Origin of the sequence: Bifidobacterium sp. W8114 (assembly GCF_016101165.1) — a bacterium.
GTDB lineage: Bacteria > Actinomycetota > Actinomycetes > Actinomycetales > Bifidobacteriaceae > Bombiscardovia > Bombiscardovia asteroides.
In genome coordinates this window covers 36,148-58,511 of record NZ_JACFRA010000003.1, presented here as the reverse complement: position 1 = coordinate 58,511, position 22,364 = coordinate 36,148, and the positions used below count along the sequence as shown (strand labels likewise).

Annotated in this window: 24 protein-coding genes and 1 pseudogene; 4 read left to right on the top strand and 21 right to left on the bottom strand. The window is 59.8% G+C overall.

Features of this window, described 5'->3' with window-relative positions:
• Positions 1 to 27: 27 nt before the first annotated feature.
• Positions 28 to 3,048 carry an HAD-IA family hydrolase gene (locus H3T89_RS04910; RefSeq protein WP_198216389.1) on the bottom strand — a complete coding sequence of 1,007 codons (3,021 nt, stop codon included), beginning with the start codon at positions 3,046 to 3,048 and terminating at the stop codon, positions 28 to 30.
• Between the two features lie 225 nt (positions 3,049 to 3,273).
• Positions 3,274 to 5,145 carry a methionine--tRNA ligase gene (metG, locus tag H3T89_RS04905; RefSeq protein ID WP_015021232.1) on the bottom strand — a complete coding sequence of 624 codons (1,872 nt, stop codon included), beginning with the start codon at positions 5,143 to 5,145 and terminating at the stop codon, positions 3,274 to 3,276.
• A 397-nt stretch (positions 5,146 to 5,542) separates the two neighbouring features.
• On the opposite strand from metG, the gene H3T89_RS04900 reads away from it, so the two are divergent.
• A complete protein-coding gene (locus tag H3T89_RS04900) occupies positions 5,543 to 6,019 on the top strand; it encodes a hypothetical protein (protein WP_110416735.1) in 477 nt (158 codons plus the stop codon).
• Positions 6,016 to 6,477: a variant leucine-rich repeat-containing protein gene (locus H3T89_RS08965; protein WP_232348470.1), complete on the top strand. Its 462-nt coding sequence runs from the start codon at positions 6,016 to 6,018 to the stop codon at positions 6,475 to 6,477. The genes H3T89_RS04900 and H3T89_RS08965 overlap by 4 nt, the downstream gene beginning before the upstream one ends.
• On the opposite strand, the gene rsmI is transcribed toward H3T89_RS08965, so the two are convergent.
• A complete protein-coding gene (rsmI, locus tag H3T89_RS04890) occupies positions 6,441 to 7,394 on the bottom strand; it encodes a 16S rRNA (cytidine(1402)-2'-O)-methyltransferase (protein ID WP_015021229.1) in 954 nt (317 codons plus the stop codon). The two genes, H3T89_RS08965 and rsmI, sit on opposite strands and share 37 nt — an antisense overlap.
• 226 nt (positions 7,395 to 7,620) lie before the next feature.
• Between rsmI and H3T89_RS04885 the strand changes: the two genes are divergently transcribed.
• Positions 7,621 to 9,177, top strand: a complete 1,557-nt coding sequence (locus H3T89_RS04885) for a dolichyl-phosphate-mannose--protein mannosyltransferase (protein ID WP_232348494.1) — start codon at positions 7,621 to 7,623, stop codon at positions 9,175 to 9,177.
• 184 nt (positions 9,178 to 9,361) lie between these two features.
• Here H3T89_RS04885 and H3T89_RS04880 read toward each other — a convergent pair.
• From H3T89_RS04880 to H3T89_RS08920, 18 genes and pseudogenes are all read right to left on the bottom strand, one after another.
• Positions 9,362 to 9,659: pseudogene (locus tag H3T89_RS04880) on the bottom strand (class I tRNA ligase family protein); the annotation flags it as partial.
• 566 nt (positions 9,660 to 10,225) lie between these two features.
• On the bottom strand, positions 10,226 to 11,848 hold the full coding sequence (locus H3T89_RS04875) for an extracellular solute-binding protein (protein WP_232348469.1): 1,623 nt from the start codon (positions 11,846 to 11,848) through the stop codon (positions 10,226 to 10,228).
• Between the two features lie 96 nt (positions 11,849 to 11,944).
• A complete protein-coding gene (locus H3T89_RS04870) occupies positions 11,945 to 12,616 on the bottom strand; it encodes a YesL family protein (protein WP_198216388.1) in 672 nt (223 codons plus the stop codon).
• An 87-nt stretch (positions 12,617 to 12,703) separates the two neighbouring features.
• Positions 12,704 to 13,624, bottom strand: coding sequence for a carbohydrate ABC transporter permease (locus H3T89_RS04865; RefSeq protein ID WP_232348493.1), 921 nt, complete (start codon positions 13,622 to 13,624; stop codon positions 12,704 to 12,706).
• Between the two features lie 33 nt (positions 13,625 to 13,657).
• The gene (locus H3T89_RS04860) at positions 13,658 to 14,584 is read right to left on the bottom strand and encodes an ABC transporter permease (protein ID WP_332461048.1); all 927 of its coding nucleotides are present in this window, start codon (positions 14,582 to 14,584) and stop codon (positions 13,658 to 13,660) included.
• 566 nt (positions 14,585 to 15,150) lie between these two features.
• Positions 15,151 to 15,423, bottom strand: coding sequence for a hypothetical protein (locus H3T89_RS04855; protein ID WP_198216525.1), 273 nt, complete (start codon positions 15,421 to 15,423; stop codon positions 15,151 to 15,153).
• A gap of 40 nt (positions 15,424 to 15,463) precedes the next feature.
• The gene (locus H3T89_RS08960; RefSeq protein WP_232348468.1) at positions 15,464 to 15,847 is read right to left on the bottom strand and encodes a hypothetical protein; all 384 of its coding nucleotides are present in this window, start codon (positions 15,845 to 15,847) and stop codon (positions 15,464 to 15,466) included.
• A gap of 212 nt (positions 15,848 to 16,059) precedes the next feature.
• Complete coding sequence (locus H3T89_RS04845) at positions 16,060 to 16,326, bottom strand: hypothetical protein (protein ID WP_198216385.1); 267 nt, start codon at positions 16,324 to 16,326, stop codon at positions 16,060 to 16,062.
• Positions 16,327 to 16,543: 217 nt separating this feature from the next.
• Positions 16,544 to 18,067, bottom strand: coding sequence for an alpha-L-fucosidase (locus H3T89_RS04840; RefSeq protein WP_198216384.1), 1,524 nt, complete (start codon positions 18,065 to 18,067; stop codon positions 16,544 to 16,546).
• 95 nt (positions 18,068 to 18,162) lie between these two features.
• Positions 18,163 to 18,390 carry a hypothetical protein gene (locus tag H3T89_RS04835; RefSeq protein ID WP_198216383.1) on the bottom strand — a complete coding sequence of 76 codons (228 nt, stop codon included), beginning with the start codon at positions 18,388 to 18,390 and terminating at the stop codon, positions 18,163 to 18,165.
• Positions 18,391 to 18,719: 329 nt separating this feature from the next.
• The gene (locus H3T89_RS08955; RefSeq protein WP_232348467.1) at positions 18,720 to 19,289 is read right to left on the bottom strand and encodes a hypothetical protein; all 570 of its coding nucleotides are present in this window, start codon (positions 19,287 to 19,289) and stop codon (positions 18,720 to 18,722) included.
• 41 nt (positions 19,290 to 19,330) lie between these two features.
• The gene (locus tag H3T89_RS08950) at positions 19,331 to 19,513 is read right to left on the bottom strand and encodes a hypothetical protein (RefSeq protein WP_232348466.1); all 183 of its coding nucleotides are present in this window, start codon (positions 19,511 to 19,513) and stop codon (positions 19,331 to 19,333) included.
• A gap of 136 nt (positions 19,514 to 19,649) precedes the next feature.
• Complete coding sequence (locus tag H3T89_RS08945) at positions 19,650 to 19,862, bottom strand: hypothetical protein (RefSeq protein ID WP_232348465.1); 213 nt, start codon at positions 19,860 to 19,862, stop codon at positions 19,650 to 19,652.
• 389 nt (positions 19,863 to 20,251) lie between these two features.
• Positions 20,252 to 20,395 carry a hypothetical protein gene (locus tag H3T89_RS08940; RefSeq protein ID WP_227028594.1) on the bottom strand — a complete coding sequence of 48 codons (144 nt, stop codon included), beginning with the start codon at positions 20,393 to 20,395 and terminating at the stop codon, positions 20,252 to 20,254.
• 60 nt (positions 20,396 to 20,455) lie between these two features.
• Positions 20,456 to 20,608 carry an ABC transporter permease subunit gene (locus H3T89_RS08935; protein ID WP_236822208.1) on the bottom strand — a complete coding sequence of 51 codons (153 nt, stop codon included), beginning with the start codon at positions 20,606 to 20,608 and terminating at the stop codon, positions 20,456 to 20,458.
• The gene (locus H3T89_RS08930) at positions 20,605 to 20,766 is read right to left on the bottom strand and encodes a hypothetical protein (RefSeq protein WP_232348464.1); all 162 of its coding nucleotides are present in this window, start codon (positions 20,764 to 20,766) and stop codon (positions 20,605 to 20,607) included. Before H3T89_RS08930 ends, H3T89_RS08935 begins: the two co-directional genes overlap by 4 nt.
• On the bottom strand, positions 20,727 to 21,104 hold the full coding sequence (locus H3T89_RS08925; RefSeq protein WP_232348463.1) for a hypothetical protein: 378 nt from the start codon (positions 21,102 to 21,104) through the stop codon (positions 20,727 to 20,729). Before H3T89_RS08925 ends, H3T89_RS08930 begins: the two co-directional genes overlap by 40 nt.
• Before the next feature lie 274 nt (positions 21,105 to 21,378).
• A complete protein-coding gene (locus tag H3T89_RS08920; RefSeq protein ID WP_232348462.1) occupies positions 21,379 to 21,651 on the bottom strand; it encodes a hypothetical protein in 273 nt (90 codons plus the stop codon).
• On the opposite strand from H3T89_RS08920, the gene H3T89_RS08915 reads away from it, so the two are divergent.
• Complete coding sequence (locus H3T89_RS08915) at positions 21,650 to 21,937, top strand: hypothetical protein (RefSeq protein WP_232348461.1); 288 nt, start codon at positions 21,650 to 21,652, stop codon at positions 21,935 to 21,937. The two genes, H3T89_RS08920 and H3T89_RS08915, sit on opposite strands and share 2 nt — an antisense overlap.
• The last annotated feature ends 427 nt before the right edge of the window (positions 21,938 to 22,364 follow it).

Genomic DNA, 22,364 nt, shown 5'->3' with positions numbered 1-22,364 from the left:
GGCGTGTCTAGGCCCGAAATCCGTAGGTCATATATGGCGGGGATGCCCCTGAACCAGAAGGTCCAGCTCCGGTCCCGACAAGCGCTTCAGATCGACACCGTCTGTCGTTACAGCAACCTGGAACCTGGTGCCCCGCACCTCCAGCTCGTAGGTCAGCGAGCGCCAAGAAGAAGGCAGGCGGGGATTAATGCTCAGCGCGGTCCCACCGGTGTCGCGCAGGCCTCCAAAACCACAGACCAGACTGGACCAGACGCCTCCGCAGGCGGCCAGGTGGATGCCATCGGTCGTATTGGCATGCAGGTCGTCCACGTCCGTAAACAAGGACCGACGGAAGTACTGCATGGCCAGCTGATCATGCCCCACCTCGGCGGCGAGGATGGACTGGGAGGCTGCAGACAGGGTCGAATCCCCGGTGGTCAGCGGATCGTAGTAGTCGAAGTCAGCCAGCTTCTGCTCCGGGGTGAACCAGGAGCTGAGCAGGTAGAGGGCCATGACCACGTCGGTCTGCTTGAGCACCTTGTGCCGGTAAATGACCAGCGGATGGTAGTGCAGCAGCAGGGGCCTGGCCGTGAACTGGCCGAAGTGCCAGCGGGGACGTTGCATGAACTGGGCATCCTGGGCATGGACCCCCTCCTGATCGTCGAAGGGGACGAACATGGCCTCGGCCGCACGAGACCACTTGTCGGTCTCAGCGTCGTCGAAGTGCAACCTTTCACGGATGGCGCCAATCAGGTCGGAGTGCTTCTCGCGCAGGTGCCGGTAGGCCTTGTAAGCAGCCAGAAGGTTGAACCGGGCCATCTGATTGGTGTAGAGGTTGTCGTCGACCAGGACCGTGTATTCGTCAGGACCGGTCACACAGTGGATGTGAAAACGGCCGTCCTCCTTGTAACGCCCCAGACTCATCCAGAGACGGGCCGTCTCAACCAGGATGTCGATGCCCTCGGCCTGCAGGAAGTCTTCATCGCCGGTGACCTGCACATACTGGGCCACCGCGTAGGCGATGTCGGCATCGATATGGTATTGGGCCGTGCCCGTAGGGAAGTAGGCGGAGGCCTCCTCGCCATCGATGGTCCTCCATGGAAAGAGGGCGCCGTTCAGGTTGAGCGCGCAGGCCCTGCGCCTGGCGGCTGGCAGCATCAGGTAGCGGTAGTGGAGGACGGCTCTTGCCCGAGCAGGCGCCGAATAGATCAGGAAGGGGAGGATGTAGATCTCGGTGTCCCAGAAGTAGTGGCCGCTGTAGCCGGATCCGCTCAGACCCTTGGCGCCCACACCGTTCTCGATCTGGGCCGTGGACTGGGCCAACTGGAAAAGTTCCCAGCGCACCATTTGCTGGGTACGACCGCCATCATCGGCCTGGATGCGGATATCCTGCCGCTCCCAGAACCGATCCAGCCATTCCCGTTGGCGATGCTCCAGCTCATCCAGAGAGAGGGTGCTGACCTCCTCCAACCGATCACGGCAGTCCTCGACCAGATTCCTGGTCCCCTCGCCCCGGGTCTGCACGACCAGACCGTTGCCGCTGGTACCAGCCGGAAGAATGGGGTGGCTGCGGTAGACAGCGTAACGGACCAGACGGGTGGAACCGCCCTTGGGCACATCCATACGCCAGCCGGATCCCTCGACAGGTCGGCCGTCCCTGAACTGCCGGACGCCCAGGGCCAGACTGAGCCGTGAATTATTGCAACGAAAGACCCTGCAATCCGCACTCAGCTCACCGTAGACCGCATTGTCCAGCACCTCGTGAATTCCACAGCCGTCCACAAAGGTCGACTTGCGGGGGTCGCTGGAATTGACATGTCGGGGGTTGTCGGCGTTGACCGGCCCCTCGACCACCACAGCCATGTCCCGGTCGGGTGACTCAACAGTCAGCGTGCAAACGGTCAGGCTGCGGTCATAGAGGCAGACCATGCGGGTGAGCACGGTCTTCAGATGGATGCCATGGCCCAGATCATACAGATTGGCGGTGGTCGCGATTCCGGTTCGGAAGTCCAGACGCTGAGTGGTCTTCTCCGGTCGACCCAAGGGCAACCCCTCCACCTTGAGGGTGAAATCCGAAGCGTCGGGCACTCCCTGAATCAGCTGGCCAACCTTGGCATATCCGTAGGCGCTTTCGGGATGGGCTATCCGGAAGGTGTCATGGAAACCGCTCAGGAAGGTGCCGTTGCCCAGGCACCGCTCCCCGCCGCCTTCGCCCCTGACACCGACGGAGCCGTTGGTGACCGAGAAGACTGTGGCACTGACCGCATCAGGCCGACCGACCTCGCTGAGCCCCCACTCCTCCACAGGGAAGCGATCCTCATCCAGACTGGGGTCTTCCCCCTGCCCACGCTCGCTGGCATCGTCGTCGATCAGCTCGATCAACTGATCCACCACCAGGTCCGCACCCGCCTTGAGCAGCTGCTCGCGGCCGGCGCCCCTGTTTACGCCCACGACCAGTCCGAACCTGCCCGCGTGACCCGCGGCCACGCCAGAGAGGGCGTCCTCGACCACAACGGCATCCTCATTGCGCAGGCCCAGCACCTTGGCCGCATAGGCGTAGGTATCCGGGGCAGGCTTGCCCTGAAGACCCATCTCGTCCTTGAGATTGCCGTCCACCACAGTGTCGAAGTATCCGGCGATTCCAGCAGCCTGGAGGACTTCGGCCGTGTTGCGCGAACTGGATACCACAGCCAGACGTTTCTTGTCAGCGCGCAGGTGCCGAAGCAGATCCACTGTGTCCGGGTAGGGATCGATGCCCTTCTGCTTCAGCATCCGCTCAAAGGTCACGTTCTTGCGATTGCCGTATCCGCAGACGGTGTCCAGCTGCGGATCGTCATTGGGGCTGCCCCAGTCCAATTCGATACCCCTGCTGCGCAGCAGGGCGTCGACACCGTCATAGCGGGGCCGGCCATCCACGTAAGCGTAGTAGTCCTGCTCCGTATAGGCCGGGACGTTCCCGGGCAGGACCTGATCGAACAATGCCTTCCAGGCGGCCTTGTGCAGGATGGTCGTGGGCACCAGCACCCCGTCCAAGTCGAAAAGCACACAGGCGAATTGGGCAACTTTCATGGTTTCTCATCCTATGAGTCTTCCATGACGAAAGAACCCGGCGGTTCTGAGAACCGCCGGGCGAGAAGAGAGAGAAGAAGGGGTTCAGTTATCGGGGCCGCATGACCCCCATCGGCCAGTACCTCAACCGACAGAACAAATATAACCAGCGCTACCTTGGAGGAAGTGCCCGAAAACCTCAAAGTTTTCTGTGAATCACGGATACCGTCCCAGGCGTGTCGACTGTTACTTACCCTGATCGCCCAGCTTGGCCTGCTCAGCCTCGAACCGGGCGCGCTCCTTGGCTTTGCGGCGGTCAAGCTGCTCCTGGAAGCGATCCAGCTCTTCCTGCACGGCCTCCTTGGGAATGCGGGGGAAGATAGGTGTGGGTCGATCGATCGGCGTGCCGTCCCTGAGGGGCTCGCGCGCCCAAGGATGGACCGTCTCCCCCAGCCGGTAGTCGCCGGTGATGATGGGATAGTGGAAGTCGGACCGATCCAGGTCGTCAACCTCCTCGACACGGGGCAGGGGCGAGAAGGTGCCCTTGCCGCCCATGGTCTCCCAGACCTGCTGAGAGGCATGGGGCAGGAAGGGGGCCAACATCGTGTTGGCATCCAGTACGGCCTGGGCGGCAGTATGCAGAACGGCAGCCAGTCGATTCTGGTCATCCTTAATTTTCCAGGGCTCCTGGGCAGAGATGTACTTGTTGATGTCACCCACCAGAGCCATGGCCTCGACCAGGGCGGCCTTCTGACGATGGTGCTCGATCAAGGATCCTACAGTATCGAAGGCCTGCAGGCTGCGATCCAGCAGGGCACCATCCTCCTCGGTCAGCCAGGATTGCTCGACGGCGGGGATACTGCCAAAGTCCTTGTTGAGCAGGTTGGCCACGCGATTGACCAGGTTGCCCCAGGAGGCGGCCAGCTCCTCGTTGTTGTGCCGGACGAACTCCGCCCAAGTGAAGTCCGAGTCCGAGGTCTCCGGTCCGGCGATGGAAATGTAGTAGCGGACTGCATCGACCGGATAGCGTGCCAGGATGTCCTTGACATAGATGACGATGCCCCTGGACGAGCTGAACTTCTTGCCCTCCATGGTCATGAACTCGCTGGCCACCACCTGCTCAGGCAGGTTGAGCTCGCCGTAGGCTCCCGGCTGCCCGCCCTTGGAGCCCTGGCCGTTGTATGCAAGAATCTCCGAGGGCCAGATCTGCGAGTGGAAGGTGATGTTGTCCTTGCCCATGAAGTAGTAGCCCAGGGCTTTGGGGTCGTTCCACCACTTGCGCCAGGCCTCGGGATCGCCCTGACGGCGGGCCCATTCGATGGATGCCGACAGGTAGCCGATGACGGCATCGAACCAGACATAGAGCTTCTTGTTGGGGTCGTCGACCCAGCCGTCCACAGGCACGGGAATGCCCCAGTCGATGTCGCGCGTGATGGCCCTGGGCTTGACCTCCTTGAACAGCCCCAAGGAGAAGTTGAGCACGTTGCTGCGCCAGCCCCTGCGGGTCTTCAGCCAAGCCAGGTTGGCCTCGGCCAGAGCGGGAAGATCCAGGAAGAAGTGCTTGGACTCCTCAAACCGTGGCGTCTCCCCATTGATCTTGGATACGGGGTTGATCAGCTCGTCCGGATCCAGCTCGTTGCCGCAGTTGTCGCACTGGTCGCCGCGAGCGCCATCGGCGCCACAGATGGGGCAGGTCCCCTCGATATAGCGGTCCGGCAGGGTTCGGCCGGTGGAAGGCGAGATGGCCACCTTCTGCTGGCCCTCATAGATGTAACCATTGGCCCGGCACTGGCGGAAGAGCTCCTGGACCACTTTCTCATGATTGCCGGTCGTGGTCCTGGTGAAAAGGTCATAGCTGAGCCCCAGATCACACAAATCCTTGACAATGACCCGGTTGTAGCGATCGGCGATCTCCTGGGGGCCCACTCCTTCGGCATCGGCCTCCACAAGAATGGGAGTGCCGTGCTCGTCAGTCCCCGAAACCATAAGGACATCATTGCCCTTCATGCGTTCGTAGCGTGCATAGACGTCCGAGGGGACGCCGAACCCAGCGACGTGGCCGATGTGACGGGGCCCATTCGCGTAGGGCCAGGCGACGGAAACAAGGATATGACTCATACCAGCAAGATTATCGACTCAGGCCTACAATCCCCCTGCTCGTCCACAGGGCTGCAGCCGAGCAAGGAAATTATCCACAAGTACACAAATTTTGGCCCTCCTTCAGGCAAACCCGGGCACAACCATTTACAGTCGAACCATGAATCGAGAACACGCGCTCGGGGGAGCGACGTGGACGCCTACCAGTGCCCTTGGCGCCAGCCGCCCCCCTAGAGCTACTACCAAGCCGCCAAGTCGACCACTACAAGCCGGGGCAGCGCCGACACACACCCGCGGCCGTCCGACTACTCCCGAATTGGCGGCCCCAGCCCCTGAACCCGAACCGCTGCCCAGTCTGATCCGAACTGAGGATCTGCCCGGTCCGCTCAGTCTTAGCCTGCTGGTGAATGAAGGAATCGTGACCTGTCTGGACCAATCCTGCTGCTACCTGAACGAACAGGCGGAGGGACTCTACGGTCGCGCCTCCATCGTCACGCCCATGGTCCCATACGGTGCAGCGGCATGCGGCGGGCTGGCGCTCTGGATATGGATCAACGGCCAATTCCCCGATACGCTGGACATCATCTCCAACTCCCACTTTCGCACTCCGGTTCACGGCAGGCCTCTGCGGCCCCACCAACGCCAGCTGGATGCCCGTTACCTGATGAAGCTTGGGAAGCTCTGGGTGACTTCGCCGCTCTGGACGGCCTGCGATCTGGCCTGCGATTCTTCGGGCCAATGCAACGGGGAGGAGACCATGGCGGTTTTGCAAGAGCTCATGGAGCGGTATCAGGTCAGCTGTGGATCCTGCGAGGAACTTCTATCCTCCAATCCGCGCTGGCCTGGCCACGCCCAAGGACTGGAGACCATAAGACGACTCAGGGCGATTCTATGAATCAGGAGATGAGGGGTGACCGACGCTGGCATGGCCATCTTCGACACCGGGAACGGAATCGGGGCCGTCGTGAATTCTCCGCCGCTGAACGCATGGCCCAACTCATGACCGCCCTCAGTAACCGGTCGCACCTCGCAGCAGAAGACAATTTGAGCCAAGACGAGCCTTATAGCCTGGAACCAATGGCCCAGGTGCACGCCCCACCGCCAGAGCCTCCCCTGGTGCCAACGGCCTTGATGGCCACAGACCCCGAGACCGATCCGAGCATCCTCTGGGCCATCGCCCGGGAAGAGCCCCGGCTGCGTCGATGGCTGGTAGCCAATCCCGCCGCCTCGCCAGCCTTGCTGGAGGCCGTCTCCCAGCTGGGCGGGCCTGGTGTACGCAGGGCACTGGAGGTACTACTGGAAGAAGGGAAAGGGAATCAGTCCTCTTTATCCTCTTCAACGGCCAAGGCATAAATCCTTTTGCGATTGGGCAGGCTGCCATCGGCCAGGGGATGCTCGACAGCTATCCTGGCGATGGCCTCCTTGAGCCGCAGGCCCTCGGATCGGGCCAGGTCACGAGCCAGGACTGCCAGCTGCCGGTCATCCATGGCATCCGGATCGTTGCGTCTGGCTTCCAGGGCGGAAGCACCGGCCACGACCAGGACCATCTCGCCCCTGGGAGGATCCTCCTGAAGGGAGCGCACAATGTCGCCGATGGTGCCCCGCCGGATCTGCTCATGCTCCTTGGTCAACTCCCGGCAGAGGGCCATGAGCCGGTCGGGGCCGAAGACCTCCTGAAGGTCCTGCATAGCCTGATCAATGCGGTGGGGCGTTTCGTAGAAGACCATGGTCCGCTCCTCGCTGCGCAGGGTGCGCAGATGCCGCAGCCGTTCCTGGTGTCGGCGGGGAAGAAACCCCTCGTAACAGAAGCGGTCAGTGGGCAGACCGGAGAGGGCCAGGGCATCCAGCACGGCGCTGGGGCCGGGCGCACAGGTGACCGGTATGCCTCGTTCGATGGCCCGCCTGACGATGGCCATGCCCGGATCGTTGATGGTCGGCATGCCAGCATCCGAAACCACCAGCGCACAGGCTCCGTCGCGAACCTGGTCCAGGATGGGATCAGCCATTCGCCGCTCGTTGTGATCGTGATAAGCCAACACCCTGCCGCCTACGCGCACCCCCAACCGGTTGGCCAGATCATAGAGCCGCCGCGTGTCCTCCGCAGCCACCAGGTCCGCCGACTGCAGGAGCTCCACCAAGCGTGTCGAGGCATCGCCAACATTGCCTATTGGCGTGGCCGCCAGCACCACTGTTCCACGTGAAACACCCGACGAAATCGTCTCCTCATGACTTTCTCCGCCCGGTGTATGTCCATCGCTCCGGCCATTCATGCTGCTCATGCCTTTAGTATGGCCTAATCTAGGGGTGATGACATCTTTGGTAGGGCTTTCTTCGCAGCATCGCTCCTCCAGACACGGTAGGCACGCCGCCCACCGGTCCGGTCGCCCTGCCATGCTGTCCATCTTCAGCGGGCCCAAGGGTCAGCATACCAAGAGAGGGATCAACTCGATTCCCCGGCTCTCCCATCGGGAAAGCGGCTGGCTGGCCTGCATACTTATGGCGCTTCTGGGCGGGCTTCTGCGGTTTGTACGGCTGGGCAGTCCTCGCGCCATTGTCTTCGACGAGACATATTACGTCAAAGACGCCTGGACCATGTTGATGACCGGCGAGCCACGCAACTGGCCGAAAACAGCCGGCCCGCTTGATCTTCCCATAGACCAGATCTTCGCCCAGGGACACACCAGCGGCTGGCTGCCCCAGGCCGAATACGTGGTCCACCCACCGGTAGGCAAGTGGTGCATCGCCCTTGGTCTCAAGCTCTTCGGTGGAGCCGGCAATCCTTTCGCCTGGCGAGTGGCCACTGCCTTGGCCGGCACCATCGCCATCCTGCTGCTATGCCGTGTCGCCCTGCGCCTCTTCCACAACCTGCCCATCGCCCTGACAGCCGGCTTCCTCATGGCCATCGACGGTCTGGGCATCGTCATGAGCCGTACCGGTCTGCTGGACAACTTCATCATGATCTTCGTCCTGGGAGCCTGGCTGTGCCTGATGGGCCATCGGGATTGGGCTCGGGCCAGACTGCGACAATCCTGGGCCAAGGATCAGGCAGACTTCCGTCTGCACTACCGGGTGAAGGTCATTCAGTCACAGGTGCATCCAGGGCAGGAAAGCCGTGTCGAATTGCCCGTGGCCACTACCGGCCCCTTCATCGCCTGGTCCTGGTGGCGTACCGGCGCCGCCCTGCTACTGGGGCTGGCCACCGGCACCAAGTGGTCAGGGGCCTACTTCTTCGCCGTCTTCGCCCTGATTTCAGTGCTCTGGGACGGATGGGAGCGCCATCAGGCAGGGTATGGATCCTGGCTGCAGAGTGCAGTGTTCAGGGACGGGCTGCCGGCGGCCTTGCTTATGATCCCCGTCTGGGCGGGAACCTATCTGGCCTCCTGGACGGGATGGTTCCTGCACGGCGATTCCTTCATGCACAATTGGGCGGCCCAGCACCCTGACCAGGGTCTGACCTGGTTGCCTGAGGGGCTACGGTCCCTGGCTGAATACCACCGGCAGATGTGGCACTTCCACACCACCCTGCATACCCGCCACCCATACATGGCCAACCCCCTGACCTGGCCCCTGCAGATCAGGCCCACCAGCTTCTACTGGCAGAAGATCACGGGCTTCCCCGGCCTGTGCGGACTGGCCAAGGACTCCCCCTGCGTAGCCGCCGTCACCTCCCTGGGCAATCCCCTGACCTGGTGGCTGGGCAGCATCTGCGTGATTCTGGCCATCTTCATCGCCGTTGTGGTCAAGCACGGTGATTGGCGCATCTGGGGGGTGTTGGCAGGCTTGCTGGCCGGCTGGCTGCCCTGGATGCAATACATGAACAGGACCACCTTCACCTTCTACTCCATCGTCATCCTGCCCTGGATGATCCTGGCAATCTGCTATGTGGCCAATTGGCTACGGCAGAACTCGGACAGCGTCCTCTACCGGCAGACCATGATCATGGGCCTGACCCTGCTGGGCCTGACCTCAGCCTTCTTCTACCCGCTATGGACCGCCATGCCCATCCCCTATGACTTCTGGCGCATGCACATGTGGCTGTCCAGCTGGATCTAAGACAAAGGCAAGGCGGGTCGGGCATCCTTCTTGCCCGACCCGCCTTGCAGCAACGTTTGGATACCGTCATACTCAGACAGCTCGATCGCTGATGATTTGCGCGTACCTCAAATCGCAATCCTTCCAGATCCGCTCCTGGGTTTTATAGTCGTCTGATCAGCCCAAAACGTTTAGTTCAGACCAGAGCCCATTCGATGGATGCCGACAAATAGCCGATGACGGCATCGACCCAGCCGTCCACAGGCACGGGAATGCCCCAGTCGATCTTGCGCGTGATGGCCCGCGGCTTGACCTCCTTGAACAGCCCCAGGGAGAAGTTGAGCACATTGCTGCGCCAGGCGCTGCGGGTCTTCAGCAAAGCCAGGTTGGCCCCGGCACTGGCGGAAGAGCTTCTGGACCACTTTCCCAAGATTGCCGGTCATGATCCGGGCGAAAAGGTCATAATTGAGTCCCAAATCGCACAAATCCCTGGCAACGACCCGATATAACGGTCAACGTCCCAACGTTGGCAGGATTGAGGATCCTCCTACGATTCGGCCAAGGTCGCGGTGGACCTGGCAGGCCCATTCCAGTTGAGGGCACTGACGGCCAGCGAAACGCCCGGGGAGGGGCCGAAGCCGGTCATGATTACTCCAGCAAAAACGCTGGCAGTCGGCCAATGGCACAAGAGGGCAACCCACCGGGAGAAGGCAGAGCCCGGCGGGCAGCCCCCCCTGTTCCGTGAATCCGACAGCCTCTGGGGGGGGGGGGGGGGGGGATGCCATGCATGCCCTCAGTCTGCATCGGATGGGTAGTGTCCAACCGGAGGGGAACCAGAGAAGAACCGGAGAATCCGGACTATTGACGGCCATAGACCCGTGTACAGAAACAGCCGAGCTTTGACGGATGGTCTGAGGCAGCCCTGAACTCAGACGGCGGTTTGTCGCCAACCCGGCCGCCTCATCGGCCCTCCCGGGGACCATATCGTGTAGTTGGTGGCCCCGGGGTACGACGGACCCTGGGGACTCTCCTTGAATCACTGGAGGACCCCAGGGTACGCCTGCATCCGTCAGTTCTTGGAGTAATACTGGTCGTAGGCCTTCTGCACCAACTTGATGTTCTGATCCAAATTGGCCTTTTTCAGGGTCTGCACATAGTTGTCCCAATCCTGGTCAACACCACCCTTGGTCACCCAATGGGCAAACTTGGTCATGGCGGTGTTCATCAGGGTTGTGTTGTTGTTCTGCATGGTGGTCTGATCCTCGGAAGAGTACTTGAGGGCGGCCGGGATGACATCCAACTTGGGATCCACATGGGCCAAGGCCGGCTCCAGAGGCTGCTCCTGGCCCTTTACCTCCTCGAGGTCCGCCGGCAGCTCGATTTTCAGGTTAGGACGGATCCAGTAGGGAGAGTCATCAGCCAGGGTCTCCGTCCACTTCCAGGTGGAGGGGTCCTTGGTGGAGTCCGCGGGCGGCAGGACCTTGTAGGAGTCCGGCCCCGTCTTCTGCACGTCCGTGCCCAGGTCACCCCAGAGCATCTGCAGGGACATGTCCTGCCCGTAGAAGGCATTGGCAACCTTGATGGCGGTCTCCTTGTTCTTGCTCTTGGCCGAGACCACTAGTGCGAACTCGCTGTAGTCCAACCGGTCCCCCTGGGTGTCGTAGACCAGCTCATCCGGGTTCTGGTCGGCCTTGGCCTTCAGCTGGGGCATGGCCTCATACTGACCGGCCAACTTGTCACCGAAACGGTCGGAGGCTGTCCACCCCCAAGTGAAGCCGATCTTGGCCATGTCGCCCTGTCCGCGTGCGGTGGACTGGGACTTGGAGTAGTCGTGGGTGAAGGCGTCCTTGGCGATCAACCCCTCACTCCAGAGCCTGTTGAGGAACTGGATCAGCTCCTTGTAGCGGTCATCGGTCAGGAAGGACTTGATCTTGCCCTTGTCGGCATAGAAGCCCTGGGCGCCACCTGCCGACGTCACGATGCCTCGACTCCCCAGCAGGAGGGTGGGCTGATAGTCACCGAAACCCCCGGTACCTGGCGACTGGAAGTCGAAGGGAATCTCGTCGGCTTGCCCGTTCCCATTGGGGTCCTGGGTCTTGAAAGCCTTGAGCACCTGCTCAAGCTCATCCCAGGTGGTCGGAACCTTCAGGCCCAGCTTGTCCAGCCACTGTTTGTTGATGTACATATGGCTGACGGCCTTGGGCCAGATCCCCTTCTTGACGGCGGGCAGGATGTAGATCTTCCCATCCGGCATGGCGACCACCTGTTTGGCGGTGGGGTCGGTGTCGAACATCTTCTTGACATTCGGCATCTTGTCCAGGTCCTGGCTCAGATCCTCGAAAAGGGAGCTGTAAGTGGCTATGTCTACCAGGTTGATCCCCTTGAGGATGAGGTCGGGCACGTCGCCGGCCGCCAGCATGGCCTGCTTCTTCTGATCCCAGTCCGAGCTGGCCTCCTGCCAATGGATTTCGCAGCCACACTCCTTCTCCAGCTGCTTGGGCCATTTCATCTTGGATATCTTCTTGGTCAGAGGGTGCTTGGCCACTGCTATCGTGATGATCGGCTTGCCCTGGGCATTGGTGGTGGGTTCCTTAGAACCACCGCAACCGGCCAACATCATCGACATGGCCATCGTCACGGCCCCCACGGCCACCAGACGTTTCCTGAAACTGTGTTTCCCGAACGAACTCATGATTCGCTTCTCCTGTTCGACAGTGAACTTCTCTGCTTACCCCGGGCGCATGCACCGATTGCACTGGTCCGGGCGGTGTACTCAAGGACGGATCCGTCACTCTCCTTTCGTTGCCATCCCGCCCTGTGCGCCCCGGCGCATGCGGACGGAAAAACCATCGAGCCTGCCGTAGAACCAGACCGCCGACGACGACAGAAGGCAGGGCAGGGCAGGCCCGAAGACCACGGCCAGGCCAGGCCAGGCCCAACAGGCAAAGGCCATAAGGGCCAGACCGAAAGCCAAAACCACACTCATCCAGGGGCGCGCCAGGACCATCTGGACCGACCTGACCAGAATCCAGGCGACCCCCTGGTCATAAAGGGCGAAAAGAACCCAGGACAGGGCAGTGGCCAAAATCAGGAAGACCATGAGGCAGAAGAGGATTCCGGAGACGAAAACCCCGATCCCGCCGGTCCGGTGAAAGTTGACGATCCAATAATCCCCCAGCAGGAGGGCCCAGATGGCGGCCTGTACCCAACCGAAGATGTTGGCCCCCCTGAGCTCCCTCTTCCACAGACGGTGGAAGGTCCGCCAGGTCTGGGCGATCCCCCACTCCCTGTCCTCGTCTGTCAGCCACCTCCTGAAAACCCCACAGGTTGCAGCCAGGGAGGGGAAGAAGCCTACCAGGACAAGCCCCATGATGGTGTGTGCCAGGAGGGCCAGGTTGGAGATGAAGGTCACCAGGACCAGGCGGGCCGCCTGTTCGTATCCGAGGGCGAATCTGTGCATGCTCCCTCCTTTCCCGGGTACAGCCATAGCTGTCCGGCCCATATCCGTCTTGTCCTTGCTCCCCGTCAGTAGGACGGTCCGGTGCGGTCAGCCCTTGATCGCCCCAATCATGACCCCCTTGTTGAAGTACTTCTGTATGAAGGGGTAGATGACCAGAAGAGGAAGGGTGGAGACGATGATCACCCCGTATTTGATCTGGTCGGCGAACTCCTGTCCGTATCCGGCGCCGGCCGTCGAGCCCGACCCTCCTTGGAAAGCCTGGTTGGACAGGAGGATGTCGCGCAGGACGATCTGAAGGGGTTGCTTGTCGTAGGTGCGTATGTAGACCAGGCCGGTGAAGAAATCATTCCAGTGCTGTACCAGGTAGTACAGGCCGATGACGGCGATGATGGCAGAACTCAGAGGGATGACGATCCGCGTAAAGTAGCGGAAGTAGCCCAGCCCGTCAATCTGAGCGGCATCATGAAGGTCCTCAGGGATGGAGCTTTCGAAGAAAGACCGGGCAATGATCAGATTGTAGACATTCAGGGCCTGGGGAATGACGAAGACCGCCCAGGAGTCCAGGAGACCAAGCTGTTTGTAGAGGAGGTAGGTCGGGATCAGACCGCCGTTGACGAACATGGTAATTGTGAAGAAGAGCATGATCAGGCGGCGCCAGTTGAACTCGGGCCGGGAGAGGGCGAAGGCCGCCGGCATGGTGACGACCAGGTTCAAAACGGTGCCTGCCACAGTGTAGATCAACGTATTCCGGTAGCCGTTCCAGATCCTGTCATCCCCGAGGATCTGCTGGAAGCCATAAGCTGAAATGCCCTTGGGAATCCAGGTGACCTGGCCCGTGTTGACCAAGGTCTGATCCGAGACCGAAGCGATGATGATGAACCAGATTGGGTAGAGGATGGAGGCCACTATCAGTAGCAGGATGAGGACGATGATCAGGTCAGCCACCCAGTCTCCCAGCGTCTTCCCCCCGATAAGCCGTCTGACCCTGCGGGCCCCGGAGCGTGCCATATCTTGCGTGTTTTCCATTTTGTCTTCCTCCCCTTAGAAGATGCCGGTGTGAGACACCCTCCTGGAGATCTGATTGGCGATGACCAGGAAGACGAAGTTGATGAGCATGTTGAACAGGCCGATGGCCGTGGAATACGAGAATTGATTCTGCAGGATGCCGATCTTGTAGGTGTAGGTCGATATGACCTCGGAGGCCGGCAGGTTCAGGGTGTTCTGCATGAGGAACACCTTCTCGAAGCCTACGTTGAGCACACCGCCCATGTTCAGGATCAGGAGGACGCCGGCCGTGGGCAAAATTGCGGGTATATCGATGTAACGAATCAACTGGAAACGGCCTGCCCCGTCCATCTTGGCCGCCTCGTAGAGGGCCACGTCGACCGAACTTAGGGCGGCAAGGTAGATGATCGAGTTCCAACCCATATGCTGCCAGACCTCGCTGATCCAGTAGATGGGTGTGAAGGTGCTGGGACTGCCCATGAAGTTGGCGTTGTCGATGTGGAGGAAGGAGAGGAAGCGGGTGAGCAGACCCGTGGAGGGGGTCAGGAAAAGGTTGATCATGGCCACGATCACCACCGTAGATATGAAGTGCGGCATGTAGGTGATGGTCTGTACGAAGCTTTTGACCTTGGTGGAGTGGATCTGGTTGATCAGGAGAGCCAGGATGATGGGGGCGATGAAGCCCATGACCAGAGTCCAAAGACTAATCCTGATCGTGTTGATCATGAGGGGCTTGAACATGGGTGAGGCGAAGAACTGCTTGAAATACTGGAAACCGACCCAGTCGCCTCCGGTGAGGCCATTGGTGAAATCATACTTCCTGAACGCCAGTTGAATGCCATACATGGGACCGTAGTTGAATATGGCCACGAACAGTATGGCAGGAAGCACCATGACCCATAAGGGCCAACAGCGCTTCAGGGAAGATTTATACCCCCCCCCCCCCGCGAGAAAGAGTCTTATGTGCCTTGGCGGGTTTGGAGGAGGCGAGACGCGCGGTTTTACCGGAAGTCTTGGCCTGACGGTCGACTTCTACATCGGTTCCGTTCATGCTCAGCCCTTCTATGACTAGTATTGCTCCCATCCGGCTCAATCCTTGAACCTGAAGGAATCCACATTCGGCAACTGTGCCGTCATGACAAAGTTAGTTTATCTAACGTTGTAAAAAAAGTCAATTCAATCCTTGACACACCTGTAGGTGTACATGGAAAGCGTCCGTCTGCGGAAAGCGGCGAACCCGGTCACCACCAGGAGCATCTCCACTTAGGCGGGTCATCCTTCCTTGGATGGTGCCGGCCATCTGCTGCAAGGCCGACTGGCTCGTGCGTATTGCAGGACGGATGACCTATCGATGCTGGTAGGCGATCATCCCAGGCCGCATCGTGCTGGCCTCCCTCCTCTTCTTGTCCCTATGGATGACCTTTCAGGTCCCTTACGGGTTCTGACAAATTGACACGTGACCGCCAAGCCAGATATGAGGGATCCAGAAATCCGGAAAGCAAACACATCAATCAGGCCGACGGGAAGAGTCACCCCCCTGCCGACCTGATTAAATGGTCAGGGTCGGCGGGCGGCCCACAGATTACACGGAGCCGTTGCCGACCGCAGACCGGATGGATGGCCTCCAGGTCACCATCCTGCACGAAGCACCGGTCAGTGCCCCCCCCCCGCCTGACTGGCATTTTCCGGATAAGGAACCTTCCGGCATGGGCCAGAAAGACCTCGTCGGTGAAGAGGTCGGCCCTCTTCTTGGCGGCGAGGTCCTCATGTGCCCCAGATGGAATCCGTCCTACCATACCCATGTGCTGCCCCTTCCACCTGAAAGGCGGCCGTGGCCGTTCCCTAGATGAAATCGGACGGGGAGGTGAACTTGCCCTCTTGACCCATGCTGATGCTCTCTTTCATTTCTTTCATATTCATGGCGCTTTTCTCGCCTGCGGCCATTTGCTGCCCTCCGGCCGGTGGACATCCTCGGTGACCGCTGTTCCACCGCAGGGGTCGTCTGGTCGAAGCCGCCGGTCCTGAACCGACTGCCCCCCCCCCACCCGTGATAAGGCTGAAGGAGGCCAGGCATTCTTCTGAGTCCGGGTCGATGTCTTTGGGGTCCATAAACCCATGCCACTTCTCCGGGGAGAAGAGCTCGTCGGAGAAGGCAAGCCACTCGACCACCGGATCGGCTGACCCGTCCGCTAGCCAGCGGTACTGCAAGCCATCCATGGCCGACACGCACAGCATCCACATGGGTGGGAGCGGCCCAGGTCGTACCCTCTGGGCAGGCACCAGTTCAGTGACTTGATGGTCTGCCAGAACTTCTGGTTGCGACCTATGAAATAGCGGTGGGCTGGGTGCGAAGGGCTGAGAGCCTCTCCGTTCAGGATAGAGAAGAGCTTGACCATCTCCGGCCTGCGGGCATTAAAAATGACATTGTTGGCGCAGAATCAGGGAAAGAAGAGGAGGTTGTGCCCGTCCGCATCCGTCCCCGTACAGGTCGTATAGATGAACTGGTTGGCCTCAGAGGAGTCGTAGGCCTGCTCCATGACCATCCCTGAGCAGGTCGTTCTCGGAGTCGATATAAGGAAGACAAGTGGGAGGACCCAGATAACCCCGCCAAGGCGGGAATCATCAATAAGAAACCCGCACACGCCCTCCTTGAGCGCTTCATGAGGGACGACCAAGTCGACCAGACCTTCGCCGACCTCAATCAAGCCGGGGTCCCTGATTGTCCCCGGGGGGGGGGGGGATAGAGAATCAGCCTCTTCTCTTCGACGTCTGCACGGTAAATATTAGCCGCATATTTTGATGTCGAAACCGTCGCGCACCAGCCATTCCCCCCCCCCCTGAGGAACTTATTGTTTTCCTATCTTTCCTTGTTATTGTCGGTCACTATGTCCTCGGGCCGGTGACGGAAACCCTGTAGGGATTTCACTCCACATCGATCCGGATGCCCAGGGGCAGGCCGGTGGCCATGGTCCCAGCGGGGTCCTTGAGGCCTTGAACCTCCAGCCCCCGGTCTGTCAGCTCATAACTGACCGGTCCTGCACCCAACTGGCTGACCTCTCGGACAATCCCCTGAAATATCGGTCCCTCCTCTCCCCGTGGGGCGAAAGCCTTAATCAGGGCCCGTCCGTCTGCGGACGGCTTGAGCTGGTAGGCGTAGATGGCGCCTGACGCCGAGGTGAACCGGAAATCCTCGGGGGTGTAGACGGCCTCAGTCTGATCCGCGAAGGATCCCGCTGCCGGGTGGGTAGGGCCCTCCTGGGCGACCCACCAGGGGCGGGACCCGTAGATCCCCTCCCCGTTGACATCCATCCACCGACCGATGGACTCCAACATCCTCGCCTCCTCAGGATCGATGGATCCGTCGGCGCAAGGACCCACATTGAGCATGAGATTGCCGTTCTTGCTGACCGCGTCGAGGAGCGCGGCCAGGATTTCAGCCACCGACTTGTGGTCCAGGGTGGTCGTATGGCACCAGGAGTTACGGGCGATGGCAGTGTCCGTCTGCCAGACGAAGGGGGTGGGGTTGGCGAAGCCGCCGCGTTCCACATCCACAATGCCTGAACCCCAGGCCATGCTATCCATCTTGTAACAGATAGCGGTCGGAACCCCCCACTCGACGGACCGGTCGTAATAGTATGCGGCCAAGCGCTGCAAATAGGGCTTGAACGCCTCGTGCTGAACCCACCAATCGAAGTAGAGGAGTTCGGGCCGATAAGCGTCGATCACCTCGCAGACCCGCAGGAGCCAGTCGTCCAGGTACTCCTTGGTGGGATAGGGCTTGCTAAAGAGATCCTGGTCGTCAGGCTCGGGCATGGCGGGCCAGTAGAAGTCGCCCTTCTTCATTGGCTGACACACGTCGCTATCAAACTCCTGCCCGTGGCCCATGAACCACCAGTGCTCAGCCCGGTGGTCGGACAGGGCGAAGTGAAGGCCCTGATCCAAAGTGGCCCGTCGCAGTTCACCGATCAGGTCGCGGTGTGGCCCCTTGTCGTAGGCGTTCCATTCTGACAGGTCGCTGCGGTACATCTGGAATCCATCGTGATGCTCAGCCACGGGCATGTAGTAGCGGGCGCCAGCCCGGCGAAAAAGATCCAGCCACTGGTCGGAATCGAAACGTTCCACCTTGAACATAGGGATGAAGTCCTTGTAGCCGAACTCTTTCTGGGGTCCGTAGGTCTTCACATGGTGGTCGAACTCCGGGTATCCCTTGATGTACATATTGCGCGAGTACCACTCGTTATGATAGGCGGGAATGCTGTACAGGCCCCAGTGGGTGAAAATGCCGAACTTGGCATCGGTAAACCAAGTGGGGGGCTCCATGGCGCACAAAGAGGCCCAATCGGCCTTGAAAGCGCCACGGCTAATCTCGTCATCCACCCGCGAAAGGTCGTCGGCCCCAACCACGTCTTCACGCAGCGGACGGGGTTCCTGCTCACTTTTCGTCATCGAATGTGGTCCTCTCCCAGTCGAAGCCGACGGCCTGGAGCCAGATCCTGGCCACCAGCATATGCCCCTCGATTCTGAGGTTGCAACGGTCCACGCTAAAGTATATAGCTACTCAGTTTCTCAAGAATGTCGTCCATGGCGGCCTGGTCGTCCACGTAGGTGTCCCCGTGGTTGTCAGCCACCTGCCTGGCCACCTCGGCATACCGGTCGACCCTGGCCCTCATCGAATCATTCCTGTTGGGCTTCATGTCGAGCACGTCCATGTCCCATCGGGCTGCCATCAACTCGATGTCATCCCCGCTGACCTCGTCGTTCAAAATCATAAGTTCCCTGTCGTGGTAGGCAGTAGCAAGAAGGGCGTGGACCGGGTTGGCATAGCCGCCGCCGAAGGAATCCCAGCTGACGGGGACGGCCTTGCAACCACGGTTGTCATCGGTGACCGAGTCCCCGCAGAAGACGATCCTCGAATTCTATCCAAATGGGAGCATGCCGCTCTCGCATCCCGTTTCCCTTCTCTATTTTTTCTCCGCCATCCGCGGCATGGCTCCTAATCGGGACCGAGGCCGCATTCATAAGCGGTGACCGGGGAACCAACCGTCGTGCAACCGGCATGGCAAGGGAGCGCGACGGAAGGTGGTTGATCACCGCCCGGCTACACGCTCCCCAGAAGTACATGCATGACGGCGGGCAGGGGTCGCCGAGGCTGCCCTGCCCTACCGTCTGGCGTGGAATCAGCTGCTTCCCGATGCCTGCAGTTGGTGAGCCGTTTCTTGACGTTGACATGGGCCGTGTTCTGATCCTTGGCGTTCTTCATGTCCACATTCAGGACTTGCTTGAAGCCCAGTCCGTCGACCTTGGAGCGTATTTCATCCATAAGACCGTTGAACTCGTTGTCTTCCTTGGCGAAGACTGCCTTCCAGGAGGTGTTGATGATTTCGGTCTTCACCTGACCGCGCAAGGTGGAGATCTGAGAAGACTCATCGGACTGGGTGAAGCTGGAGCCTGGGGCGATCATGAGCTTGCTCGCTTTCTCCAGACACTGCATGGAGGTCTTGGCCCTGTCCATATGCTCGGACCGATCCTTGTCCAGGGCGGAGTTACTGAACCGGTCGATGGTGGACTTCCACATGCTGGAGTCGTAGCGCTGGGTGGAGGACTGGGGGTCGGCCAGGCCCATCTGGTTGGCCTTGCTAAAGGAACTAGAGGGCCTTGACCAGGTCATCCAGGTCGGCAATCCTGGTATAGCCTATTTCCTTGTGGATGTCAGACCGCGCATAAGGGCCGAAAGTGGGCTCCAGCCCCTCGGAGGTCTCCGTGGGGCGGCAGAGAAGTGACCGACCCGGGCAGGCTCCAGACCCCGCCGGTCTGCCCGGCCGCCTTGTTGAGGGTATCGGTGACGGACTTATACTTCTTGATTTTCTTGGCATTCTTCAGATACGGCGTCATGTCCTCAATCAGGTGGACCTTGACCGGCTTGGCGCCTGACCAGAGCCGGCGATGATGATGTCGCCCAGGTTCCCGGCTGTTGAACGGGTATTGAAGAGGGAGTTGCCCCCGTCCGCCACATTGGGGGCCACAATGTTCAACTTGGGGTTGAACTTGTGTCCTTGACCATCTTGGCGAACCAACCCTTCTGGATGCCCTGGTAGTTTGCCAGCCCATCGAAGACTTCCACCTGCATGAGCGACCCGTCGTCCTTCTCGTTGGCAGAGTTGTCTCGGACGCCACAGCCCGCCAAGGCCATGGACATGGTTAAGACAGCGGCAGCCACCGCCGCCAGCTTCTTGGCTTGCATTGTTTCCCCTTTCCAGACACTGTCCGGCTCCCGGGCCCGTCCTGTCACTTTCTGCAGGCCGGCGGACCGCAGATCATCGGGATGATACCGACTTCCGCTTACGTCCTTATGGCTCATATGATTGTCTCAACGGACTGCGTGATCCTCCTCGGTCCACGCTTCCGGCCTCCAGGCCCTGCCCGCCGACTTGCGGTCGGATAATCTGCCACCGCCGACGACTTCGGCAGCGGTGATGGTCAACCCAGTGGTTGATTTTCTGCGGACTGAAGGGACCACTGTCGGCCTTGCATCTCTCATCGATTTATCCTCCTTGATGAATCGACATGAACACTTCCTGGCCACCGCGTGGAATCAGGCCCGTACGGTGGCGGGATTGCACCTCCTCTCGATCACTCCTTGACGAAGTAACGCTGGAAGAGCGGATAGATAAAGAGGATGGGTAGGACCACGATGACCGAGACAGTCATCCTGATCGACGACGGGGTCTGCTGGGTGGCCAGAGAGCTTACCTGGTTGATGTACTGATAGAGCAAGTACTACAGGAAGTAAGGCTTTGAATCGGTCATGTATATCAAAGTGTCCTGGAAGGAGTTTCACTGCCCCACGGCCGAGAAGATGGTCACCGTGGCCAGAATCGGCGTGCAGATGGGCAAGACGATTTTGAAGAAGACCGTCAGAGTGCCGGCGCCGTCCACTTCGGCCGCCTCCGGGAAGGAGGAGGGGATGGACTCGATGCAGGTCTTCACCAGGATGATGTTGAAAGGTGCACAATGGTCGGCAGAACGTACACCCAGAAGTTGTTGGTCAGACCCAGGTTCTTCATCACGATGAACAGGGGGATCAGACCAGCATTGAAGTACATGGTCATGATGATGAAGCGATACCAGAACTTACGGTGCCACATGCTCGCCTGGGTGAAAGGAAGCCCAGGAAGGCACTGGCCAGTACGGTCAGGGCGGCACCGATCACGGTACGTCCCAGGGAGACCATGGCGGCTGTGCCCAGGCACTCCTGTTTGAAGACCTCCACATAGTTACTCCAGTTGATTCCCTTGGGCAGGACGGCTATCCTGCCGGCGGCACTCAGGGTGTTGTCGGAGATGCTGTTGATGATCAGGTAGTAGAACGGGTAGACGCAGATGAAGACTAAGAGGATGAAGAAGGCGATGTTGAAGACATTGAACATCTTCTTATCCCTGGTCCGCCGCAGGAGAGGAGAGATGCCCTCCGATTCGTTTGTCATGCTGTCTCTCATGATTGTTTTCCCCTCACACCCAGATGATTGACTCGCCACGGTTCCGCTTCGAGGCCCAATTGACCAGGAACAGGAGGACCACACTGACCTAGAATTTCAGCATGGGTTTGGCTGCAGCCAGAGAGAGGCTGTTCTCGCCCATGCCCGTGTTGTAGACGTAGAGGCCAAGCACCTGGATGTGCTTGAGGTTGAAGGTGTTGCGGAAAGACGAAGTACTGGTCCATCCCGTTGCTGAGGAAGTTGGAGACGCTCAGCATCGGCATTACTGGGTAGGTGGGTATGAGCTACAGGACCGTAGCATAGATGATCTGCTGGAAGCGGCTGGCTCCATCCGCCTGGCGGCCTCGTAGAGTTCGGGGTCGATGCCGGATATGAGAGCCAGGTAGAGGATCGATCCCCAGCCCAGACCCTTCCACAAGCTCCACAGGAGCATCTTGATGTAGGCCCCGCTGTCGGAATCCAGGAAATGGATAGGCTGTGAAATCAGGCGGAGGTTCTGCAAGAGCTCATTGACCATGCCAACGGAGGAAAACATGGCGAATGCCACGGCGTGGACCAGGACCCGGCTGATGAAGTTAGGCAGAGTTGGTCAGGACCTGGACGACCGCGTGCAACTGGGCAGGGTTCTGGACAATCATCTTGAACCATTGGAAGCCGACGAATTCGCTCTCCGACAGTGGGATGGGTGGCTGATAGTCATAGAAGGCATATACCCAGCCGAGCAGGGGATAGTAACTGAAGAGGACGAACAGTATCAGAAAGGGGACGGTCAAGAGGAAAAGGTTGATGCTGTGTTTCTTCCTGCCGCTTATGTCCCTTAGTGTTTAGTCTCACGCCGCCGGGTGGCTTTCAATGAATGTCGACAGTTGACATACTACCCTTCTGTCTTTTCCCATAAGCCCGCTCCCATTGCATTACCAGCCAGCACCTCATATTTCTACCACGTCTCGGCACCGCGCAGATCATAGTTGTCTTATTGATACATTTGTAAATAGATTGGTACGTCGATTTGACTAAGCCGTCAAACCGCAGCCCGCTGCCAAGCGTGTCACTACATGAGGCAGGATTGGACCGTCAGCCCATTAATCAGACAGATTGTCCAGGGTTGGTCAGAGACGATTATCCTCCTGACAGGCATGTCCAGCAGACGGTCCTATAGCCGACCGAGCAGGAGACAGCGCTACACGGGATGGCCGGACCCATTCGCCTGCCTGCACGTCGCCAACCCTGCAGGAAGGAAAGGCGGAT